Here is a 16,493-nt window from a genome sequence, read left to right as displayed (position 1 = left end):
GCCGAATGTTTTTTTAAATATTCGGCTTTTTTATTGAAAAAAAATCTCAAGTTCTGAAATTGTAGGCCGTAAATATGTGTATCAACGATGAATTATAGGCTTCAACCCTATAACAATAAATGAAGCCTGACCGGAGCAAATACAATGGCAATTTCAGTAAATACAAATATCTCGGCAATGACAGCACAACGTTACATGAACAATGCAACTGCTGCCCAAACTGATTCAATGGAAAAATTGTCTTCAGGTTCGAAAATTAACAGTGCTGCTGATGATGCTTCTGGTCTACAAATTTCAAACCGTATGACTGCGCAAAGTCGTGGTCTAAACGTTGCAGTACGAAATGCACATGAAGGTATGTCTATTACGCAAACTGCAGAAGGTGCAATGAAGGAAACAACTAACGTTCTTCAACGCCTACGTGATTTATCTCTTCAATCTGCAAACGGTTCAAACACAGATGCAGATCGTGCCGCAATGCAAGAAGAAGCAAGTTCATTAACTGATGAACTTAACCGTATTGCAGAAACAACTTCTTTTGCTGGTACTCGTTTAATTAACGGCGAATTTGGTACTAAATCATTCCAAATTGGTGCAGATTCAGGTGAAGCAGTTGCTGTAACACTTAACAGCATGCGTGCTGATGAAGCAACAATGGGTGGTAAATCTTACTTTGCTGAAGAAGGTCGTGACATTAACTGGAAAGTAGGTGCAGAGAATACGCAATTCAATGTGTCTTACAATGATAAGAATGGTAACGCTCAAGAAATCAATATCACAGCAAAAACGGGTGATGATATTGAAGAGTTAGCGACTTACATTAATGGTCAAACAAATGAGCTAAGCGCATCTGTTACTGAAGATGGTGTACTTCAAGTATTCATGTCTGGTGAGACGATCTCTTCTCCATTAGAATTCAGCGGTTCATTAGCTAATGAACTAAAAATGGGTGGCGAATCTGATGATACAGTAGCATCAATGGATTTAACTACTGTTGGTGGCGCACAGCGTTCAATTGATGTTATCGATGCTGCTCTAGAATACGTAGATAGCAACCGTGCTTCATTAGGTGCGATTCAAAACCGTTTTGATAGCGCAATTAAAAACTTAACGAACATCAATGAAAATATCTCTGACTCTAATAGCCAGATTAAAGATACGGATTTCGCTAAAGAAACAACAAACTTAACTAAGAGCCAGATCTTAAGTCAATCAAGCTCATCTATTTTGGCACAAGCGAAGCAAGCGCCAAATGCAGCAGTAAGTCTATTAGGCTAATTGACTAAAAAATAAAATTCATCGTGATTAAGAAAGCTGTGTCTATAATGGACACAGCTTTTTTTTGTTTTTAATACCAATCACAGGGAATAAATATGACCACCCCAAATAATCTTGAACAGTTACTCTCAATCATGGCTCAATTAAGAGATGATAAAAAAGGGTGTCCTTGGGATAAAAAGCAAACCTTCGATTCTATTGTTCCGCATACCATAGAAGAAACATACGAAGTGGTGGATGCGATTCATAAAAAGGACTGGAGCAATTTAAAAGAAGAACTAGGAGACTTACTATTCCAAGTGGTTTTCTATGCTCAAATCGCTAAAGAAGAGCAATTGTTTGATTTTAATGACGTACTAGAAACCTTAAATGAAAAATTGGTTCGCCGTCATCCACATGTTTTTGGTGAGGATAATTTTTCATCTGATGCTGAAATTGCAGCCAATTGGGATAAAGTAAAACAACAAGAACGTTTAGAGAAAGAGAAAAGCAATCAACAAACACCAGTTCAAGAAAGTATCTTGGATACAATTCCAACGGCTTTACCAAGCTTACTAAGAGCAAATAAAATACAAAAGCAGTGTGCCAAAGTTGGCTTTGATTGGGATGAGTTACAACCTGTTGCAAATAAAGTAAATGAAGAAGTGGCAGAAGTGCTAGAAGAGGTCTATAAAGTACCCAGAAATGAAGAAAAAGTAGAAGAAGAATTAGGCGATCTACTTTTTGCTACGGTAAATCTAGTGCGTCATTTAGAAAAAAATCCAGAGCAAGCTTTAAGCAAAGCAAATAACAAATTTGAGCGTCGTTTTCGTCAAATTGAAGCGAACGTCGCCAAAAAAGGTAAAAAAATAGAGCAATGTGATTTAAATGAGCTAGATTCTGAGTGGGAAAAAATTAAGCGAAGTGAGCGGAATTGATTTGGAGCAAAAAATAAATCAATTAACTGTGATACTTTTCACGTTGTGGCGATAAAGCGGTTCTGGTATATTCACTTCCCGTCCAGATGAAATCCATTTTTATTCCTCATTACACCAATTTCAGGTAACGTATGACGACGAATTACATTTTTGTAACTGGCGGGGTTGTATCCTCACTAGGTAAAGGTATTGCAGCAGCATCATTAGCAGCTATTCTTGAAGCTCGTGGCTTAAAAGTCACTATGATGAAGCTTGACCCATACATCAACGTTGATCCAGGCACAATGAGCCCAACTCAACACGGTGAAGTATTCGTCACGGAAGACGGCGCAGAAACGGATCTAGACTTAGGTCACTACGAGCGCTTCATCCGCACCAAAATGACTAAGCGTAACAACTTTACAGCTGGTCGAGTATACGCAGATGTTCTACGTAAAGAACGTCGTGGCGATTACTTAGGTGCTACTATCCAAGTTATCCCTCACATTACTAATGCGATTAAAGAACGTGTTATCTCTGGCGCTGAAGGCCACGATATCGCAATCGTAGAAGTTGGTGGTACAGTTGGTGATATTGAATCTCTACCGTTCATGGAAGCGATTCGTCAACTAGCAGTAGAATTAGGCCGTGAACGTGCAATGTTCATGCATCTTACACTGGTACCTTACTTAGGTGCTGCTGGTGAGCTTAAAACTAAACCGACTCAACACTCAGTAAAAGAACTGCTTTCTATCGGTATCCAACCTGATATCTTAGTTTGTCGTTCTGACCGTGTTATTCCAGCAAACGAACGTAAGAAAATTGCTCTTTTCTGTAATGTACAAGAAAAAGCAGTTATCTCAATGAAAGACGTAGATTCAATCTACAAGATCCCACAACTTATCAAAGCACAAGGTACTGATGATTTAGTATGTCAACGCTTTGGTATTACAGCTCCTGAAGCTGATCTTTCTGAGTGGGAACAAGTAATTTATGAAGAAGCTAACCCAACTGGTGATGTTGTTATCGGTATGGTTGGTAAATACATTGAATTACCAGACGCTTACAAGTCAGTAAATGAAGCATTAAAACATGCAGGCTTGAAAAACCGTCTAAACGTCACTATTAAGTATGTAGATTCACAAGATGTAGAATCTAAAGGTACTGAAATCCTTGAAGGCCTAGACGCAATTCTAGTTCCTGGTGGTTTCGGTGACCGCGGTGTTGAAGGTAAGATCCTTGCAGCACAATACGCTCGTGAAAATAAAGTACCATATTTAGGAATCTGTCTAGGTATGCAAGTTGCGTTAATTGAATATGCGCGTAACGTTGCTAATATGGAAGGGGCGCACTCTTCTGAATTCTCTAAAGACACGAAATTCCCTGTTGTTGGTCTTATCACTGAGTGGATTGACAGTGAAGGTAATGTTGAAGAGCGTACTGAGAAATCAGATCTTGGCGGTACAATGCGTCTTGGTTCTCAACTATGTCATCTTGCTAAAGGTTCAAAAGCTCGTGAGCTTTACGGTAATGCAACAGTTGAAGAGCGTCACCGTCACCGTTATGAAGTAAACAACAACTTACTTCCTCAGCTAGAAAAAGCAGGCCTTAAGGTTTCTGGTTTATCTGCTGATAAGAAGCTGGTGGAAATTATCGAAATCCCTAACCACCCATGGTTTGTGGCTGCGCAATTCCACCCAGAATTCACATCAACACCTCGTGATGGTCACCCATTATTTGAAGGTTTTGTTAAAGCAGCAGGCGAAAGCGTGCGCGGTGAATTAGAAAAGTAATAGGATTTACGAGTAGCTGTCCAATGTTGGATGGCTATTTTTAGCTTTTAAATTAAAGAAAAGTAAAGAGGAAACACAATGTCTAAGATCGTTAAAGTTCTAGGTCGTGAAATCATCGATTCTCGTGGTAACCCAACAGTTGAAGCTGAAGTTCACCTAGAAAGTGGTTTTGTAGGTATGGCTGCTGCTCCATCTGGCGCATCTACAGGTTCTCGTGAAGCTCTTGAGCTACGTGATGGCGACAAAGCACGTTTCCTAGGTAAAGGTGTTCTTAAAGCTGTTGCAGCTGTAAATGGTCCAATCGCTGAAGCTCTAATCGGCAAAGACGCGAAAAACCAAGCTGAAATCGATCAAATCATGATCGACCTAGACGGTACAGACAACAAAGCAAACTTCGGTGCTAACGCAATCCTTGCTGTTTCTCTAGCAAATGCTAAAGCTGCTGCAGCTGCTAAATCTATGCCTCTATACGCTCACATTGCTGAACTAAACGGCACTCCAGGCGTATTCTCTATGCCTCTACCAATGATGAACATCATCAACGGTGGTGAGCACGCTGATAACAACGTTGACATTCAAGAGTTCATGATCCAACCAGTTGGTGCTAAAACTCTTAAAGAAGGTCTACGTATCGGTGCTGAAGTATTCCACAACCTAGCTAAAGTACTTAAGTCTAAAGGCTACAGCACTGCAGTTGGTGATGAAGGTGGTTTCGCTCCTAACCTTAAGTCTAACGCTGAAGCTCTAGAAGTTATCGCAGAAGCTGTTGCAGCTGCTGGTTACGAACTAGGTAAAGACGTTACTCTTGCTATGGACTGTGCAGCATCTGAGTTCTTCGACAAAGAAGCTGGCATCTACAACATGAAAGGCGAAGGTAAAACTTTCACTTCTGAAGAGTTTAACCACTACCTAGCTGAGCTAGCTAACCAATTCCCAATCGTTTCTATCGAAGATGGTCTAGACGAGTCTGATTGGGCTGGCTTCAAGCACCAAACTGAACTACTAGGTGACAAACTTCAACTAGTAGGTGACGATCTATTCGTTACTAACACTAAGATCCTTGCTGAAGGTATCGAGAAAGGCGTAGCTAACTCTATCCTTATCAAGTTCAACCAAATCGGTTCTCTAACTGAGACTCTAGCTGCAATCAAGATGGCTAAAGACGCAGGTTACACAGCTGTAATCTCTCACCGTTCTGGCGAAACTGAAGATGCAACTATTGCTGATCTAGCAGTAGGTACAGCTGCAGGTCAAATCAAAACTGGTTCTATGAGCCGTTCTGACCGTGTTGCTAAGTACAACCAATTAATCCGTATCGAAGAAGCTCTAGGTGAAAAAGCACCTTTCAACGGTCTTAAAGAAGTTAAAGGTCAATAATCTCAATTTTTGAGAATTTGATTTTTAGTTCTTAATCGTTCGATTAGAATTTCGATATAAAACCGTCTCATTTGAGGCGGTTTTTTTTATTTCTGTCAGACAGCTAGTGAAGTTCTAATGCTGGATTGATATAGTTAGCCTTCTTTTATCATTTCTTATTTTCGGAGCAATTATGCGTACATTTGCCATTTTCTTATTGATCGCTTTAGGGTGGCTGCAATACACCTTATGGTTTGGAAAAAATGGAATGTCCGATTATGCACAAGTATCAAATGACGTTGCTTTGCAAGAAGAAGTCAATCAAGGTTTACGTAACCGTAATGAACAAATGTTTGCTGAGATTGATGACTTGAAAAAAGGCTCTGAAGCCATTGAAGAAAGAGCTCGTCATGAATTGGGAATGATAAAAAAAGGCGAAACGTTCTATCGAATTATTGATGAAAACAGTGAGGGTTAACTAATGACTCTGACTACACCTTTGTCGATTACTGCGATTGTTCCTGCTGCAGGGGTCGGAAGTCGAATGAAAGCCGACCGCCCTAAACAGTATTTATTATTAAATGGAAAAACCGTTTTAGAGCATACAATAGAACAGTTATTAGCTTTTCCTTTAGTTAGTAAAGTCGTTGTTGCGATTACTGACGGTGATCCTTATTTCCCTGAATTAAGTCTTGCTCATGATAGCCGAGTGATTCGAGTTTCTGGTGGTAAAGAGCGCGCAGATTCGGTGTTGTCTGGGTTATCGTACGTTCAAGAGCATCAATTAAGTGAGTGGGTTATGGTTCATGATGCTGCTCGCCCTTGTATTCGCCATTCTGACATTGATAAGTTAATTACAGAAGTGATCCCTGAGCACATTGGTGGCATATTAGCATCACCTGTGCGAGATACGATGAAACAAGCAACTCAAGAACAATGCATTGAGACGACGATTGATCGTAGCGTGTTGTGGCATGCGTTAACACCACAATTATTTACAACAGAATTATTGTACTCAGCCCTGCAAACAGGATTAGATAAAAATTTATCTATTACTGATGAATCTTCAGCTATTGAGTTAATGGGATATCAACCTAAACTGGTTCAAGGTCGTGCCGATAACTTAAAAATCACCCAACCAGAAGATCTCGATTTGGCTGAGTTTTATCTTCAAAAAATGAAAAAGGAAACCAAATAATGAGAATTGGACATGGATTTGATGTACATAAATTTGGCGGCGAAGGCCCAGTCATTATTGGTGGAGTAAGCGTTCCTTATGAGCAAGGCCTAATTGCTCACTCTGATGGTGATGTTGCTTTGCATGCGTTATGTGATGCGCTACTTGGTGCCATAGCTGAAGGTGATATTGGACGCCATTTTCCTGATACAGATGATAAGTGGAAAGGGGCGGATAGCCGAGCTTTACTTCGAGATGTATATCGCCGTGTAAAAGAGAAAGGCTTTGTATTGGGAAATGCAGATGTCACTATCATTGCTCAAGCACCTAAAATGGCTCCTCATATTCAAGCGATGTGTAATGCAATTGCAGAAGATTTAGAATCCGAGCTAGATAACGTTAATGTAAAAGCCACAACCTCTGAGCGTTTGGGTTTTACCGGTAGAAAAGAAGGCATTGCTTGTGAAGCAGTAGTGCTGTTAGTTAAAGCATCTTAAGAGATAGATTTATGTCAGACATCATGTCTAATTTTTCGTGGTTATACGGAAAGCCAGTAGCAACAGGTAAATTAAAACAACTTCCTGAGCACTTTATTGTAAAAGAGATCTTAGGTTTTGAGTTCACTGGTAGCGGTGAGCACTTAATGGTTAAAATCCGTAAAACGGGTGAAAATACCAAATATGTTGCTAATGAATTGGCAAAATTCTGTGGTGTTAAATCTAAAAATGTTAGCTGGGCTGGTTTGAAAGATCGACATGCCGTCACTGAACAATGGTTAAGTGTTCAAGTAGCTAACAGCGATGAATTAAACTTTGCTAAATTTGAAGCTACACATCCAGGTGTTGAGATCTTAGAAGTCACTCGTCATAACAAAAAGTTACGTCCTGGTGATTTACAAGGTAATCAGTTTCAAGTTATTGCAACGGAAGTAACCGATATTGAAGATGTGTTAGGTCGCTTAGAAAAAGTAAAATTGACAGGTGTTCCTAATTACTTTGGTTCACAGCGTTTTGGACATGAAGGCAATAACGTTAACGAGGCTCGCCGTTGGGGTCGAGATAATGTTCGTACTCGTGATAACAGTAAGCGTAGCTTTTATCTATCAGCAGCTCGTTCTTGGATTTTTAACCATATTGTTTCTCAAAGAATAACAGAGGGTTACTTCTCTCAACCTGTTGATGGTGATATTCTACTTGATCGCAATGACCGTATCGTAAATGAGAATGTAACGTCTGAAGAGTGCATTCAAAAGATTCAAAATGGTGAATTATCTATCACAGCAGCATTAGCTGGAGATAATCAATTACCAACAACGGGCAAAGCTCTGACATTAGAGCAACCTCATTTAGATGCTGAACCAGATTTAATGGCGTTAATTCGTGGTAACCGTATGCGTCATGAACGTCGTGTGATTGAGCTTCATCCTGAAAACCTAACATGGTCAGCTGAAGGCGATACGTTAACGCTAAATTTCTCATTAACTTCAGGCAGTTTCGCTACGGTAATCGTACGTGAATTGCTACAAGAAATTGAAGTTGAGCGCACTTATAGCTCAAACGATTAATATTAATATGGAGACAAGAGTGAAGAAGTTACGCATTTTGCTTAGTAACGATGATGGTGTATTTGCTGAAGGAATAAATACTTTAGCTCGTGTATTAGCTGATATTGCGGATATTACCATTGTTGCTCCTGATCGTAATCGTTCTGGTGCATCAAATTCTTTAACTCTTGAATCACCATTACGTGTTCGTCAAATTGACGAACACATTCATTCAGTGCAAGGGACACCAACAGATTGTGTTCACTTTGCATTGAATGAATTAATGAAAGATAACTTGCCTGATTTGATTATTGCAGGTATCAATCATGGCGCAAATCTAGGTGATGATACCTTGTACTCAGGTACCGTCGCAGCTGCTACTGAAGGGCACTTTTTAGGTTTGCCAGCTATCGCTATTTCTTTGGTTGGACGCGAGAACTTTGATACGGCAGCTCAAGTGGCACTAAAAATAGTTAATAACCATTTAGTTTCCCCATTAACCACTCAAAAAGTATTGAATGTAAATGTACCTGATTGCGAGTACGGACAATTAACGGGCTGGGAAGTGACACGATTAGGTGCAAGGCATCATGCTGAGAGCATGATTAAAGATACCGATCCTCGTGGTGAGACCATCTATTGGTTAGGTCCTCCAGGAAAAAAACAAGATGCAGGTGAGGGAACGGACTTCTTTGCTGTAAAGCAGCACCGAGTATCAATAACACCATTACAAGTCGATTTAACGGCTCATGATTCATTAGGTATGATTACTGATTGGTTATCATTAGAGAGTTCTAAATAATGCTTAATTCGCGTTCTGAATTACTAGATCAATTTTTGCGCCAACAAGGCATTAGAAACGAAGCTATTTTAGCGGCTATTCGAGAGTTACCAAGAGAGCGTTTTATTCCAGAAGCTTTATCACATCAAGCTTATCAAAATAACGCACTTCCTATTGGTGAAGGTCAAACGATCTCACAGCCTTATATTGTAGCGAAAATGACTGAATTATTAGAGCTAACACCTACATCAAATGTACTTGAAGTGGGGACAGGCTCTGGTTATCAAACGGCTGTATTGGCTAAATTAGTTGAGCATGTTAACTCTATTGAGCGTATAAAATCGTTACAATGGAATGCGAAACGATTGTTGAAACAATTGGATATATATAATGTCTCAACAAAGCATGGTGATGGCTGGAAAGGATGGGAATCAAAAGGTCCATTTGATGCCATCATTGTGACCGCAGCAGCGGAATCTATTCCTAATGATTTGTTATTTCAATTAAAAGATAATGGACATTTAGTTATCCCTGTAGGGGAAGAGTCGCAGCAGTTATTACGAATTACTCGTCAGGGAGAGGAATTTTTCTCTGAAGTGATTGAAGAGGTTCGTTTTGTGCCTTTAGTTGCAGGTGAATTAGCATAATATAATGAGAAAAATGATTATCAACCTTATTTCTATACGCTTATGGTTAATGGCAGCTGTTGTTAGCTTATTCCTTTCTGGTTGTTCTATGGGACCACATCGCCCTGCACCAGTATCGAGTGTTAATAGCTCTAGCTCTGCATATAACGGAGCTGAACGAGGCAGTTATCGCGGCAGTTATTACACCGTAGAGAAAGGTGATACTCTTTATTTCATTTCTTATGTTACAAATAAAGACGTAAAAGAGCTCATTGCATACAACGAGCTTAAAGCGCCTTATATGATTCATCCTGGCCAAAAAATAAAATTGTGGGGGCCTAAATATATTGCTCCTGCTTATGGTAGTGATGGGCATTCAGTCACACCATCTAATTCGTCTTCAAGCTCGACGGCGACAGCGGTTGCCGTTGTTCCTGTCGCAACAAATGAGCCTGCTCCTAAGCCAAAACCGACCACAACGAGTGCTAAAAAAACATCAACTGTACAAAAAGAAAGCACAAAAAAGGTTGAAAACAGCAAACCTAAGGAGTATGTTAATTCTAACAAAACGATAACATCTTCAAAACCTAAACCAGCTGCGAAGCCAAAACCAGCTCCTAAACCGAAGCCGAAACCAGTACAACAAAAAACGGAAAAGGTGGATTCTTGGTTATGGCCAACAAAAGGTCGGATCATCGCTAAATTCTCTACAGGAGACCAAGGAAACAAAGGGATCGATATTGCAGGCCAACGTGGTCAAGATATCATCTCAACAGCAAAAGGAACTGTGGTCTATGCAGGTAATGCATTAAGAGGGTACGGTAACTTGATTATCATTAAACATAACGATGATTACTTAAGTGCTTATGCTCATAACGAAGCATTATTTGTGAAAGAAGGCCAAAACGTCACAGCGGGACAAAAAATCGCGTCGATGGGAAGCTCTAGTACGAGCAGTGTACGTTTGCATTTTGAGATCCGCTTTAGAGGGAAATCGGTAAATCCACAGAGGTATTTACCATAAAAGGATGACATAGCTGAGTTGTAATGTCTTGCTGGCTCGCCATGGGGAGGCGCTATGAGTAAAAGCAATGCAGTAACTAAAGAAGTTGAAGAGTTCGATTTAGACACAATTAATGATGCTGAATTAACCAGTATTGAAGAAGAGTCTGAACGTCTTGAAGTAAGCAGTTCACAGAAAGTTATGGATGCAACGCAACTGTATCTTGGTGAAATTGGCTTTTCTCCACTACTAACAGCAGAAGAAGAAGTTTATTTTAGTCGCTTAGCCTTGAAAGGTGATGAAGCAGCTCGATCTCGAATGATTGAGAGTAACCTTCGATTGGTCGTAAAGATTGCTCGTCGTTATAATCATCGTGGTCTTGCTTTATTGGATTTGGTTGAAGAGGGAAATCTTGGCCTAATTCGAGCTGTTGAAAAGTTTGATCCAGAAAGAGGCTTCCGATTCTCTACTTACGCCACATGGTGGATACGTCAAACCATTGAACGTGCCATTATGAACCAAACGCGTACCATTCGTTTACCTATTCATGTTGTAAAAGAGCTTAATGTTTATTTACGTGCAGCACGTGAACTCTCTCAAAAGCTTGATCATGAACCAACACCAGAAGAGATTGCTGAAAAACTCGATAAGCCAGTGAGTGATGTTAGTCGAATGCTGCGTTTAAATGAGCGTGTCGCTTCAGTTGATTCAATGGTAGCTGGTGAATCAGATAAAGCGTTATTAGATATCCTTCCTGATACTAAAAATAGTGACCCAGAGTCAGAAACACAAAAGGATGATATTAATACGTCATTGGTGGGTTGGTTAGGGCAATTAAACCCTAAACAAAAAGAAGTTGTTGCTCGCCGTTTCGGTTTACTTGGTTATGAAGCTGCAACATTAGAACAAGTAGGCGTTGAGATTGGTTTAACTCGCGAACGTGTAAGACAGATCCAAGTCGAAGGCCTACGTCGTTTAAGAGAAATCATGACGAACCAAGGGTTAAATATGGAAACACTATTTGCCGTAGAAGAATACTAACTCACTTTTTAAATATACGTTTTAGTTAGTAAGAGAGCCCTAAGATAACTTAGGGCTTTTTTATTGGTACAAATCTTTGATGTATAAATTGAGGTAGACGTAATTAGTCGCTATATGATAAATCGATAGCTAGTGTTAGGTTAAATTTGGTAATTCGCTTTATTACCTATATCAAAATGAAGGGGCATTTTCCATTTTTGAATAGCAAGAAAAATGAAGATAACACCAGATAGAAATAAGCAAATAATCGCGATTAACCAAACTTCGATAGCCAACATTAAAATGGATATACACAATAGAAAAGGGATGGCTTTTAGACCAATAACCTTAAAACAAAAGGATTCTTTAAGTGCAATACCAGAGAAGCAAACACAAAGAAAGCCGATAGGTAGCCAAGCGAGTATCTCACTATCAATAGTAATGAGTAAAACTAACCCTATCCATGCTGACCAAGTAATAATGAGTCTTACTTTCTTATCATATACATGAAGGTTAGCGGCGCTCATCGCTGATGATACTGCAAACAAAGCTAATGCTAATTCCATTAAGTAATCATTCTTAATAAGAATAAATCCAATATCATCAGCTATCGCAAGACTAAAAACGATGAGAGTGATACCAAAAAGGGTGAGCCCTGTACGATATGTCACCACACTGAGCTTATCTAGCGCATCCAGTTTTTCGATATGATCAATACTCGCCATAATATTTCCTTCATCTTATTGTATTAATTTAGTTGATTATGTGTACTTTTGGATACTGTAGAGAAAAATAATTTATTTTTTTGTAGTAAATAGATGCCTCTATTTTTTCGAATAAGTAAAATTTGGTGATTTATGTCACATAATTCGTGATTTTAAATCATCTATATGTATACTCCTTCTCCCAATACAAGCCGTCACAGGGATACAGTGAATGACCCCAAGGACTAGGACCAGCTACTGTTAAACAGCTTGTAAAGGGTAAACAATGAATATCTTTATTTCTATTATAACTTCCTCTTGGTGTAGTCATTCTTCACCGATCTCGTCATCTACGATGGCAGCTCCTTTTGTTTCTTCATTTTATTCTAAAATCTCATAGGCATAATTATGAATATTTTATTTAGCCTATTAGGCATGTGCGCACTGATTTTTTGTGCTTGGGTATTTTCAGAGAAGCGTTCAGCAATTAACTGGAAATTAGTATTTAAAGCCTTTTTATTACAACTCTCTTTTGCTGCTTTAGTATTGTATTTTCCTTTGGGGCAAAAAGCGTTAGCAGGATTAAGTAGTGGTGTTTCTAGCTTACTTGGTTTTGCTGATGAGGGGATAGCATTCCTCTTTGGTGATCTTGCTTCTTCTGGTTTTATTTTTGCTATTCGCGTCCTTCCTATTATTATCTTCTTCAGTGCTCTAATCTCCGCTCTATATTATCTAGGTATTATGCAAAAAGTGATTTCTGTTCTTGGTGGCGGAATTCAAAAATTCTTAGGTACCAGCAAAGTAGAATCTCTCGTTGCAACAGGTAACATCTTCCTTTCTCAAGGTGAATCTCCTCTTCTTATTCGCCCATTCTTAGCTCAAATGACTCGTTCAGAACTGTTTGCTGTAATGGCTGGTGGTATGGCATCGGTTGCTGGTAGTGTACTAGGTGGTTATGCCGGTTTAGGTGTGGAACTTAAGTATCTGATTGCTGCAAGTTTTATGGCGGCTCCTGGTAGCTTATTAATGGCTAAGATTTTAATTCCTGAGCAAGAAACGCCTGTTGACCAACATGATGTGACCATTGATAAAAGTGAGCAAAGTAACGTAATTGATGCTTTAGCAAGTGGTGCAATGAATGGTATGAAGATTGCGGTTGCTGTAGGTACGATGTTGATTGCATTTGTGAGTGTTATTGCAATGCTTAACAGCGGACTAGAAATGGTAGCTGAGTGGTTTGGTTTTGCTGGTATTACACTGCAAACCGTATTTGGTTACTTATTTGCTCCAATCGCATGGGTTATTGGTATTCCAAAAGCTGAGATGGTAATGGCAGGTTCTTACATTGGCCAAAAAGTAGTTCTTAATGAATTCGTTGCATTTATCGACTTTGTTCAGCATAAAGATCAGTTATCAGCATACAGCCAAGTAATTATTACTTTTGCACTGTGTGGTTTTGCAAACATCAGCTCAATTGCAGTGCAATTAGGCTCTATTGGTGTGATGGCTCCTGAACGTCGTGCTGACGTTGCAAATATGGGCTTTAAAGCGGTATTAGCAGGCACACTAGCTAACTTAATGAGTGCATGTTTAGCGGGTTTATTCTTTAGCTTAGCAATGTAAAACATCGTTTATTGAAAATAAAAGCCCATGCAATGGTATTTGCATGGGCTTTTTTTGTAGTGATGAGTGGAATTAACCAATCACAATTTGGCCTAAAACATAACCAAGAATACAGGCTGAAACGACACCGATTAAACCGACTGACATGAATGAGTGGTTAAAATAGTATTTACCAATTTTGGTGGTACCTGAGCTATCAAAGTTTACGGTTGCAATGTCTGATGGGTAGTTAGGGATAAAGAAGTATCCATATACCGCAGGCATTAAACCAATAACCAATGCAGGTTCTAAACCCAGAGCTAAACCAACTGGTAGCATCATACGAGCTGTAGCTGCTTGCGAGTTAACCACAACAGAGACGATAAATAGAGATAGGGCGAACGTCCAAGGGTGAAGCGTTACCATATCAACAATACCAGCTCTAAATTGAGGCATGGCATATTGGAAATAGGTATCTGACATCCACGCGATACCAAAAATAGCAATTGCTGCCACCATTCCCGATTTAAATACAACGCCATTTGGTACATCACGAGGATCGGTTTTCGTTGCAAGTAAAATCACACCACCAAAAGCCAACATCATCATTTGAATAACAACGGACATTTTGATTGGTGCACCGCCATCAGTAATGGTGCGTACTTCTGGCCACATCGCAATAATAACGATAGAAACAATGGCACCTAAGAAGATCAGAACGGCATTACGTGCAGTTGTTGGTAATTCTTCATCAAGAGATGTTGATGTTGTATTTAGGATTTTTTCACGCCAAACCGGATCTTGTAAACGAGCTTGATACTCTTCATCATCTTCCAATTCTTTACCACGACGTAAGCTATAAAGAGACAGCATTAAAGTACCGAATAGCGTTGCAGGTACAGTAACCATTAAAATCGACATTAATGTAATAGAAGCATCAATATCAACCAGTTGAGCTAGGTAATACACAACTGCGGCAGATAATGGTGAAGCAGTAATTGCGATTTGAGACGCAACAGATGCGGCAGCCATAGGACGCTCAGGACGAATACCATTCTTTAATGCGACATCACCAATGATAGGCATAATTGAATAAACAGCATGACCTGTACCTAGTAAGAACGTCATTGCATAAGTAACAAATGGAGCAATGATGGTGACGCGTTTTGGATTCTTTCTTAAAATCCGCTCAGCAACTTGCAACATGTACTTTAAGCCACCAGCGGCTTCTAGTATTGAAGCACAGGTAACAACCGCCAAGATGATAAGCATTACCGTAACGGGTGGAGAGGTCGGTGGCATTTTGAAGATGAATACTTCAATCACCAAACCAATACCAGATACAACCCCTAATCCGATCCCTCCGTATCGAGAACCGATGTAGAGAACGAGTAATAAAAAGAGAAATTCAAAATACAACATACAACCACCTGCGTTAACGCAATTATAATTAAAATCAACTAACGCTATTAATACCTTACATTTCATAGGGTTTTATTGAGCTTGTTCTCATTTAGATTGTTGTTGGTTTTATAAATAGATGCAGGGTTGATCTGAATTAAATCAAAGCTCATTTTTTATCAAAAAAGGACAAAATGTGCTCTATTTATCAGATTGTAGTAGTGGTTTTGTGCTTGTAGCGGGTATGTATGAAGAATAATACCCGCTAATCATAATGAGTTAAGACTACTCATCTCTTGTGAAATTTTGCTCTGAAAAATGCTCAAGATCATAAGGGGTTTGTTGATAAACACAGTAGTTAAGCCAATTAGAAAAGAGCAGGTGCCCGTGGCTACGCCATGTCGCTTTTGGTGTGATATCAGGGTTGTCGTCAGGGTAATAATTAACAGGAATCGTTGGTTCCATTCCTTCTCCTAAATCACGCACGTATTCATTATGTAATGTGAATGAATCATATTCTGGATGACCCGTAACGAAGACGTTTCGTTTATCTTTAGTTGCAGCTAAATACACACCAGCTTCTTTGGAAGTAGCAAGAATATCCAAATCAGTATGTGATTTTAAATAATCGGCAGAGAAATCAGCATAGCGAGAATGAGGTGCTAAAAATTGATCATCAAAACCGCGTAGAATAGGGTGGTGTTGGTCAAGGTTAGTATGTTTATAAACCCCAGAAAGCTTTTCTTTACGTGTACGCTTTGGTAAATCATAAAGTAGCTTTAAACCAGCTTGTGCTGCCCAGCATACATATAAGCTAGAAGTGACGTGATCTTTTGCCCATGTCATGATGGTTTGTAGATGATCCCAATAAATAACATCTTCAAACTGCACCAATCCTAGTGGTGCTCCTGTTATGATTAGGCCATCAAAGTTACGATCTTTAATGCCTTCAAACTGACGATAAAAAGTATCTAAATGCTCGGTTGGTGTATTTTTGCTAGTGCGATTATCAATACGTAATAGCTCTACATCCACTTGTAATGGGCTATTAGATAGTAAGCGTAAAAATTGAGTTTCTGTCTCAATCTTTTTTGGCATTAAATTTAAAATAATGACTTTAAGAGGTCGAATCGCTTGTGTGGTAGCACGAGATTCCTGCATGAAAAAGATATTCTCTTCACGTAATACTTCAGTTGCAGGGAGTTGGTCAGGTATTTTGATCGGCACAACTTATCCTTAAGTTTTGGGTTTCTATACGTCTATACTTCTAAACTTACCTCATAATGGTCAGAGTGTCGAGTGTATAAAGGACG

At 39.3% G+C, this 16,493-nt stretch carries 16 protein-coding genes; 13 read left to right on the top strand and 3 right to left on the bottom strand.

Going from position 1 to position 16,493, the window contains the following annotated elements; all coding sequences use genetic code 11:
- Positions 1–144: 144 nt before the first annotated feature.
- The 12 genes from GNP81_RS12560 (at position 145) to rpoS (ending at position 11,494) form a co-directional block, all read left to right on the top strand.
- A complete protein-coding gene (locus GNP81_RS12560; protein ID WP_005420704.1) occupies positions 145–1,278 on the top strand; it encodes a flagellin in 1,134 nt (377 codons plus the stop codon).
- Positions 1,279–1,373: 95 nt separating this feature from the next.
- Positions 1,374–2,195 carry a nucleoside triphosphate pyrophosphohydrolase gene (gene mazG, locus GNP81_RS12555; protein ID WP_155673372.1) on the top strand — a complete coding sequence of 274 codons (822 nt, stop codon included), beginning with the start codon at positions 1,374–1,376 and terminating at the stop codon, positions 2,193–2,195.
- Positions 2,196–2,326: 131 nt separating this feature from the next.
- The gene (locus tag GNP81_RS12550; RefSeq protein WP_005420701.1) at positions 2,327–3,967 is read left to right on the top strand and encodes a CTP synthase; all 1,641 of its coding nucleotides are present in this window, start codon (positions 2,327–2,329) and stop codon (positions 3,965–3,967) included.
- A gap of 78 nt (positions 3,968–4,045) precedes the next feature.
- Positions 4,046–5,344, top strand: a complete 1,299-nt coding sequence (gene eno / locus GNP81_RS12545) for a phosphopyruvate hydratase (protein WP_005420700.1) — start codon at positions 4,046–4,048, stop codon at positions 5,342–5,344.
- A gap of 172 nt (positions 5,345–5,516) precedes the next feature.
- Positions 5,517–5,801 carry a cell division protein FtsB gene (ftsB, locus tag GNP81_RS12540; RefSeq protein ID WP_005420699.1) on the top strand — a complete coding sequence of 95 codons (285 nt, stop codon included), beginning with the start codon at positions 5,517–5,519 and terminating at the stop codon, positions 5,799–5,801.
- A 3-nt stretch (positions 5,802–5,804) separates the two neighbouring features.
- Entirely contained in the window at positions 5,805–6,521 is a 717-nt protein-coding gene (ispD, locus tag GNP81_RS12535) for a 2-C-methyl-D-erythritol 4-phosphate cytidylyltransferase (protein WP_155669900.1), read from the top strand.
- Entirely contained in the window at positions 6,521–6,997 is a 477-nt protein-coding gene (ispF, locus tag GNP81_RS12530; RefSeq protein ID WP_155673371.1) for a 2-C-methyl-D-erythritol 2,4-cyclodiphosphate synthase, read from the top strand. The genes ispD and ispF overlap by 1 nt, the downstream gene beginning before the upstream one ends.
- A gap of 11 nt (positions 6,998–7,008) precedes the next feature.
- Positions 7,009–8,064, top strand: coding sequence for a tRNA pseudouridine(13) synthase TruD (gene truD, locus GNP81_RS12525; protein WP_155673370.1), 1,056 nt, complete (start codon positions 7,009–7,011; stop codon positions 8,062–8,064).
- Between the two features lie 7 nt (positions 8,065–8,071).
- Positions 8,072–8,845: a 5'/3'-nucleotidase SurE gene (gene surE, locus GNP81_RS12520; protein ID WP_155673386.1), complete on the top strand. Its 774-nt coding sequence runs from the start codon at positions 8,072–8,074 to the stop codon at positions 8,843–8,845.
- Complete coding sequence (locus GNP81_RS12515; protein ID WP_017019051.1) at positions 8,845–9,471, top strand: protein-L-isoaspartate(D-aspartate) O-methyltransferase; 627 nt, start codon at positions 8,845–8,847, stop codon at positions 9,469–9,471. Before surE ends, GNP81_RS12515 begins: the two co-directional genes overlap by 1 nt.
- A 13-nt stretch (positions 9,472–9,484) precedes the next feature.
- The gene (locus GNP81_RS12510) at positions 9,485–10,474 is read left to right on the top strand and encodes a peptidoglycan DD-metalloendopeptidase family protein (protein WP_196587323.1); all 990 of its coding nucleotides are present in this window, start codon (positions 9,485–9,487) and stop codon (positions 10,472–10,474) included.
- 54 nt (positions 10,475–10,528) lie between these two features.
- A complete protein-coding gene (rpoS, locus tag GNP81_RS12505) occupies positions 10,529–11,494 on the top strand; it encodes an RNA polymerase sigma factor RpoS (protein ID WP_155673368.1) in 966 nt (321 codons plus the stop codon).
- A gap of 140 nt (positions 11,495–11,634) precedes the next feature.
- Here rpoS and GNP81_RS12500 read toward each other — a convergent pair whose 3' ends face one another.
- The gene (locus tag GNP81_RS12500) at positions 11,635–12,198 is read right to left on the bottom strand and encodes a DUF2301 domain-containing membrane protein (protein ID WP_155673367.1); all 564 of its coding nucleotides are present in this window, start codon (positions 12,196–12,198) and stop codon (positions 11,635–11,637) included.
- 387 nt (positions 12,199–12,585) lie between these two features.
- Between GNP81_RS12500 and GNP81_RS12495 the strand changes: the two genes are divergently transcribed.
- Positions 12,586–13,800 carry a NupC/NupG family nucleoside CNT transporter gene (locus GNP81_RS12495; RefSeq protein WP_005420686.1) on the top strand — a complete coding sequence of 405 codons (1,215 nt, stop codon included), beginning with the start codon at positions 12,586–12,588 and terminating at the stop codon, positions 13,798–13,800.
- Positions 13,801–13,872: 72 nt separating this feature from the next.
- On the opposite strand, the gene GNP81_RS12490 is transcribed toward GNP81_RS12495, so the two are convergent.
- Entirely contained in the window at positions 13,873–15,201 is a 1,329-nt protein-coding gene (locus tag GNP81_RS12490) for an anaerobic C4-dicarboxylate transporter (protein WP_012533838.1), read from the bottom strand.
- A 264-nt stretch (positions 15,202–15,465) separates the two neighbouring features.
- Positions 15,466–16,407, bottom strand: a complete 942-nt coding sequence (metA, locus tag GNP81_RS12485; protein ID WP_005420682.1) for a homoserine O-acetyltransferase MetA — start codon at positions 16,405–16,407, stop codon at positions 15,466–15,468.
- Positions 16,408–16,493 lie beyond the last annotated feature (86 nt).

The organism is Aliivibrio fischeri (assembly GCF_009727955.1).
Lineage (GTDB): Bacteria > Pseudomonadota > Gammaproteobacteria > Enterobacterales > Vibrionaceae > Aliivibrio > Aliivibrio fischeri_A.
Note: the sequence above shows the minus strand (reverse complement) of the source record. Positions and strands in the feature narration are given on the sequence as shown.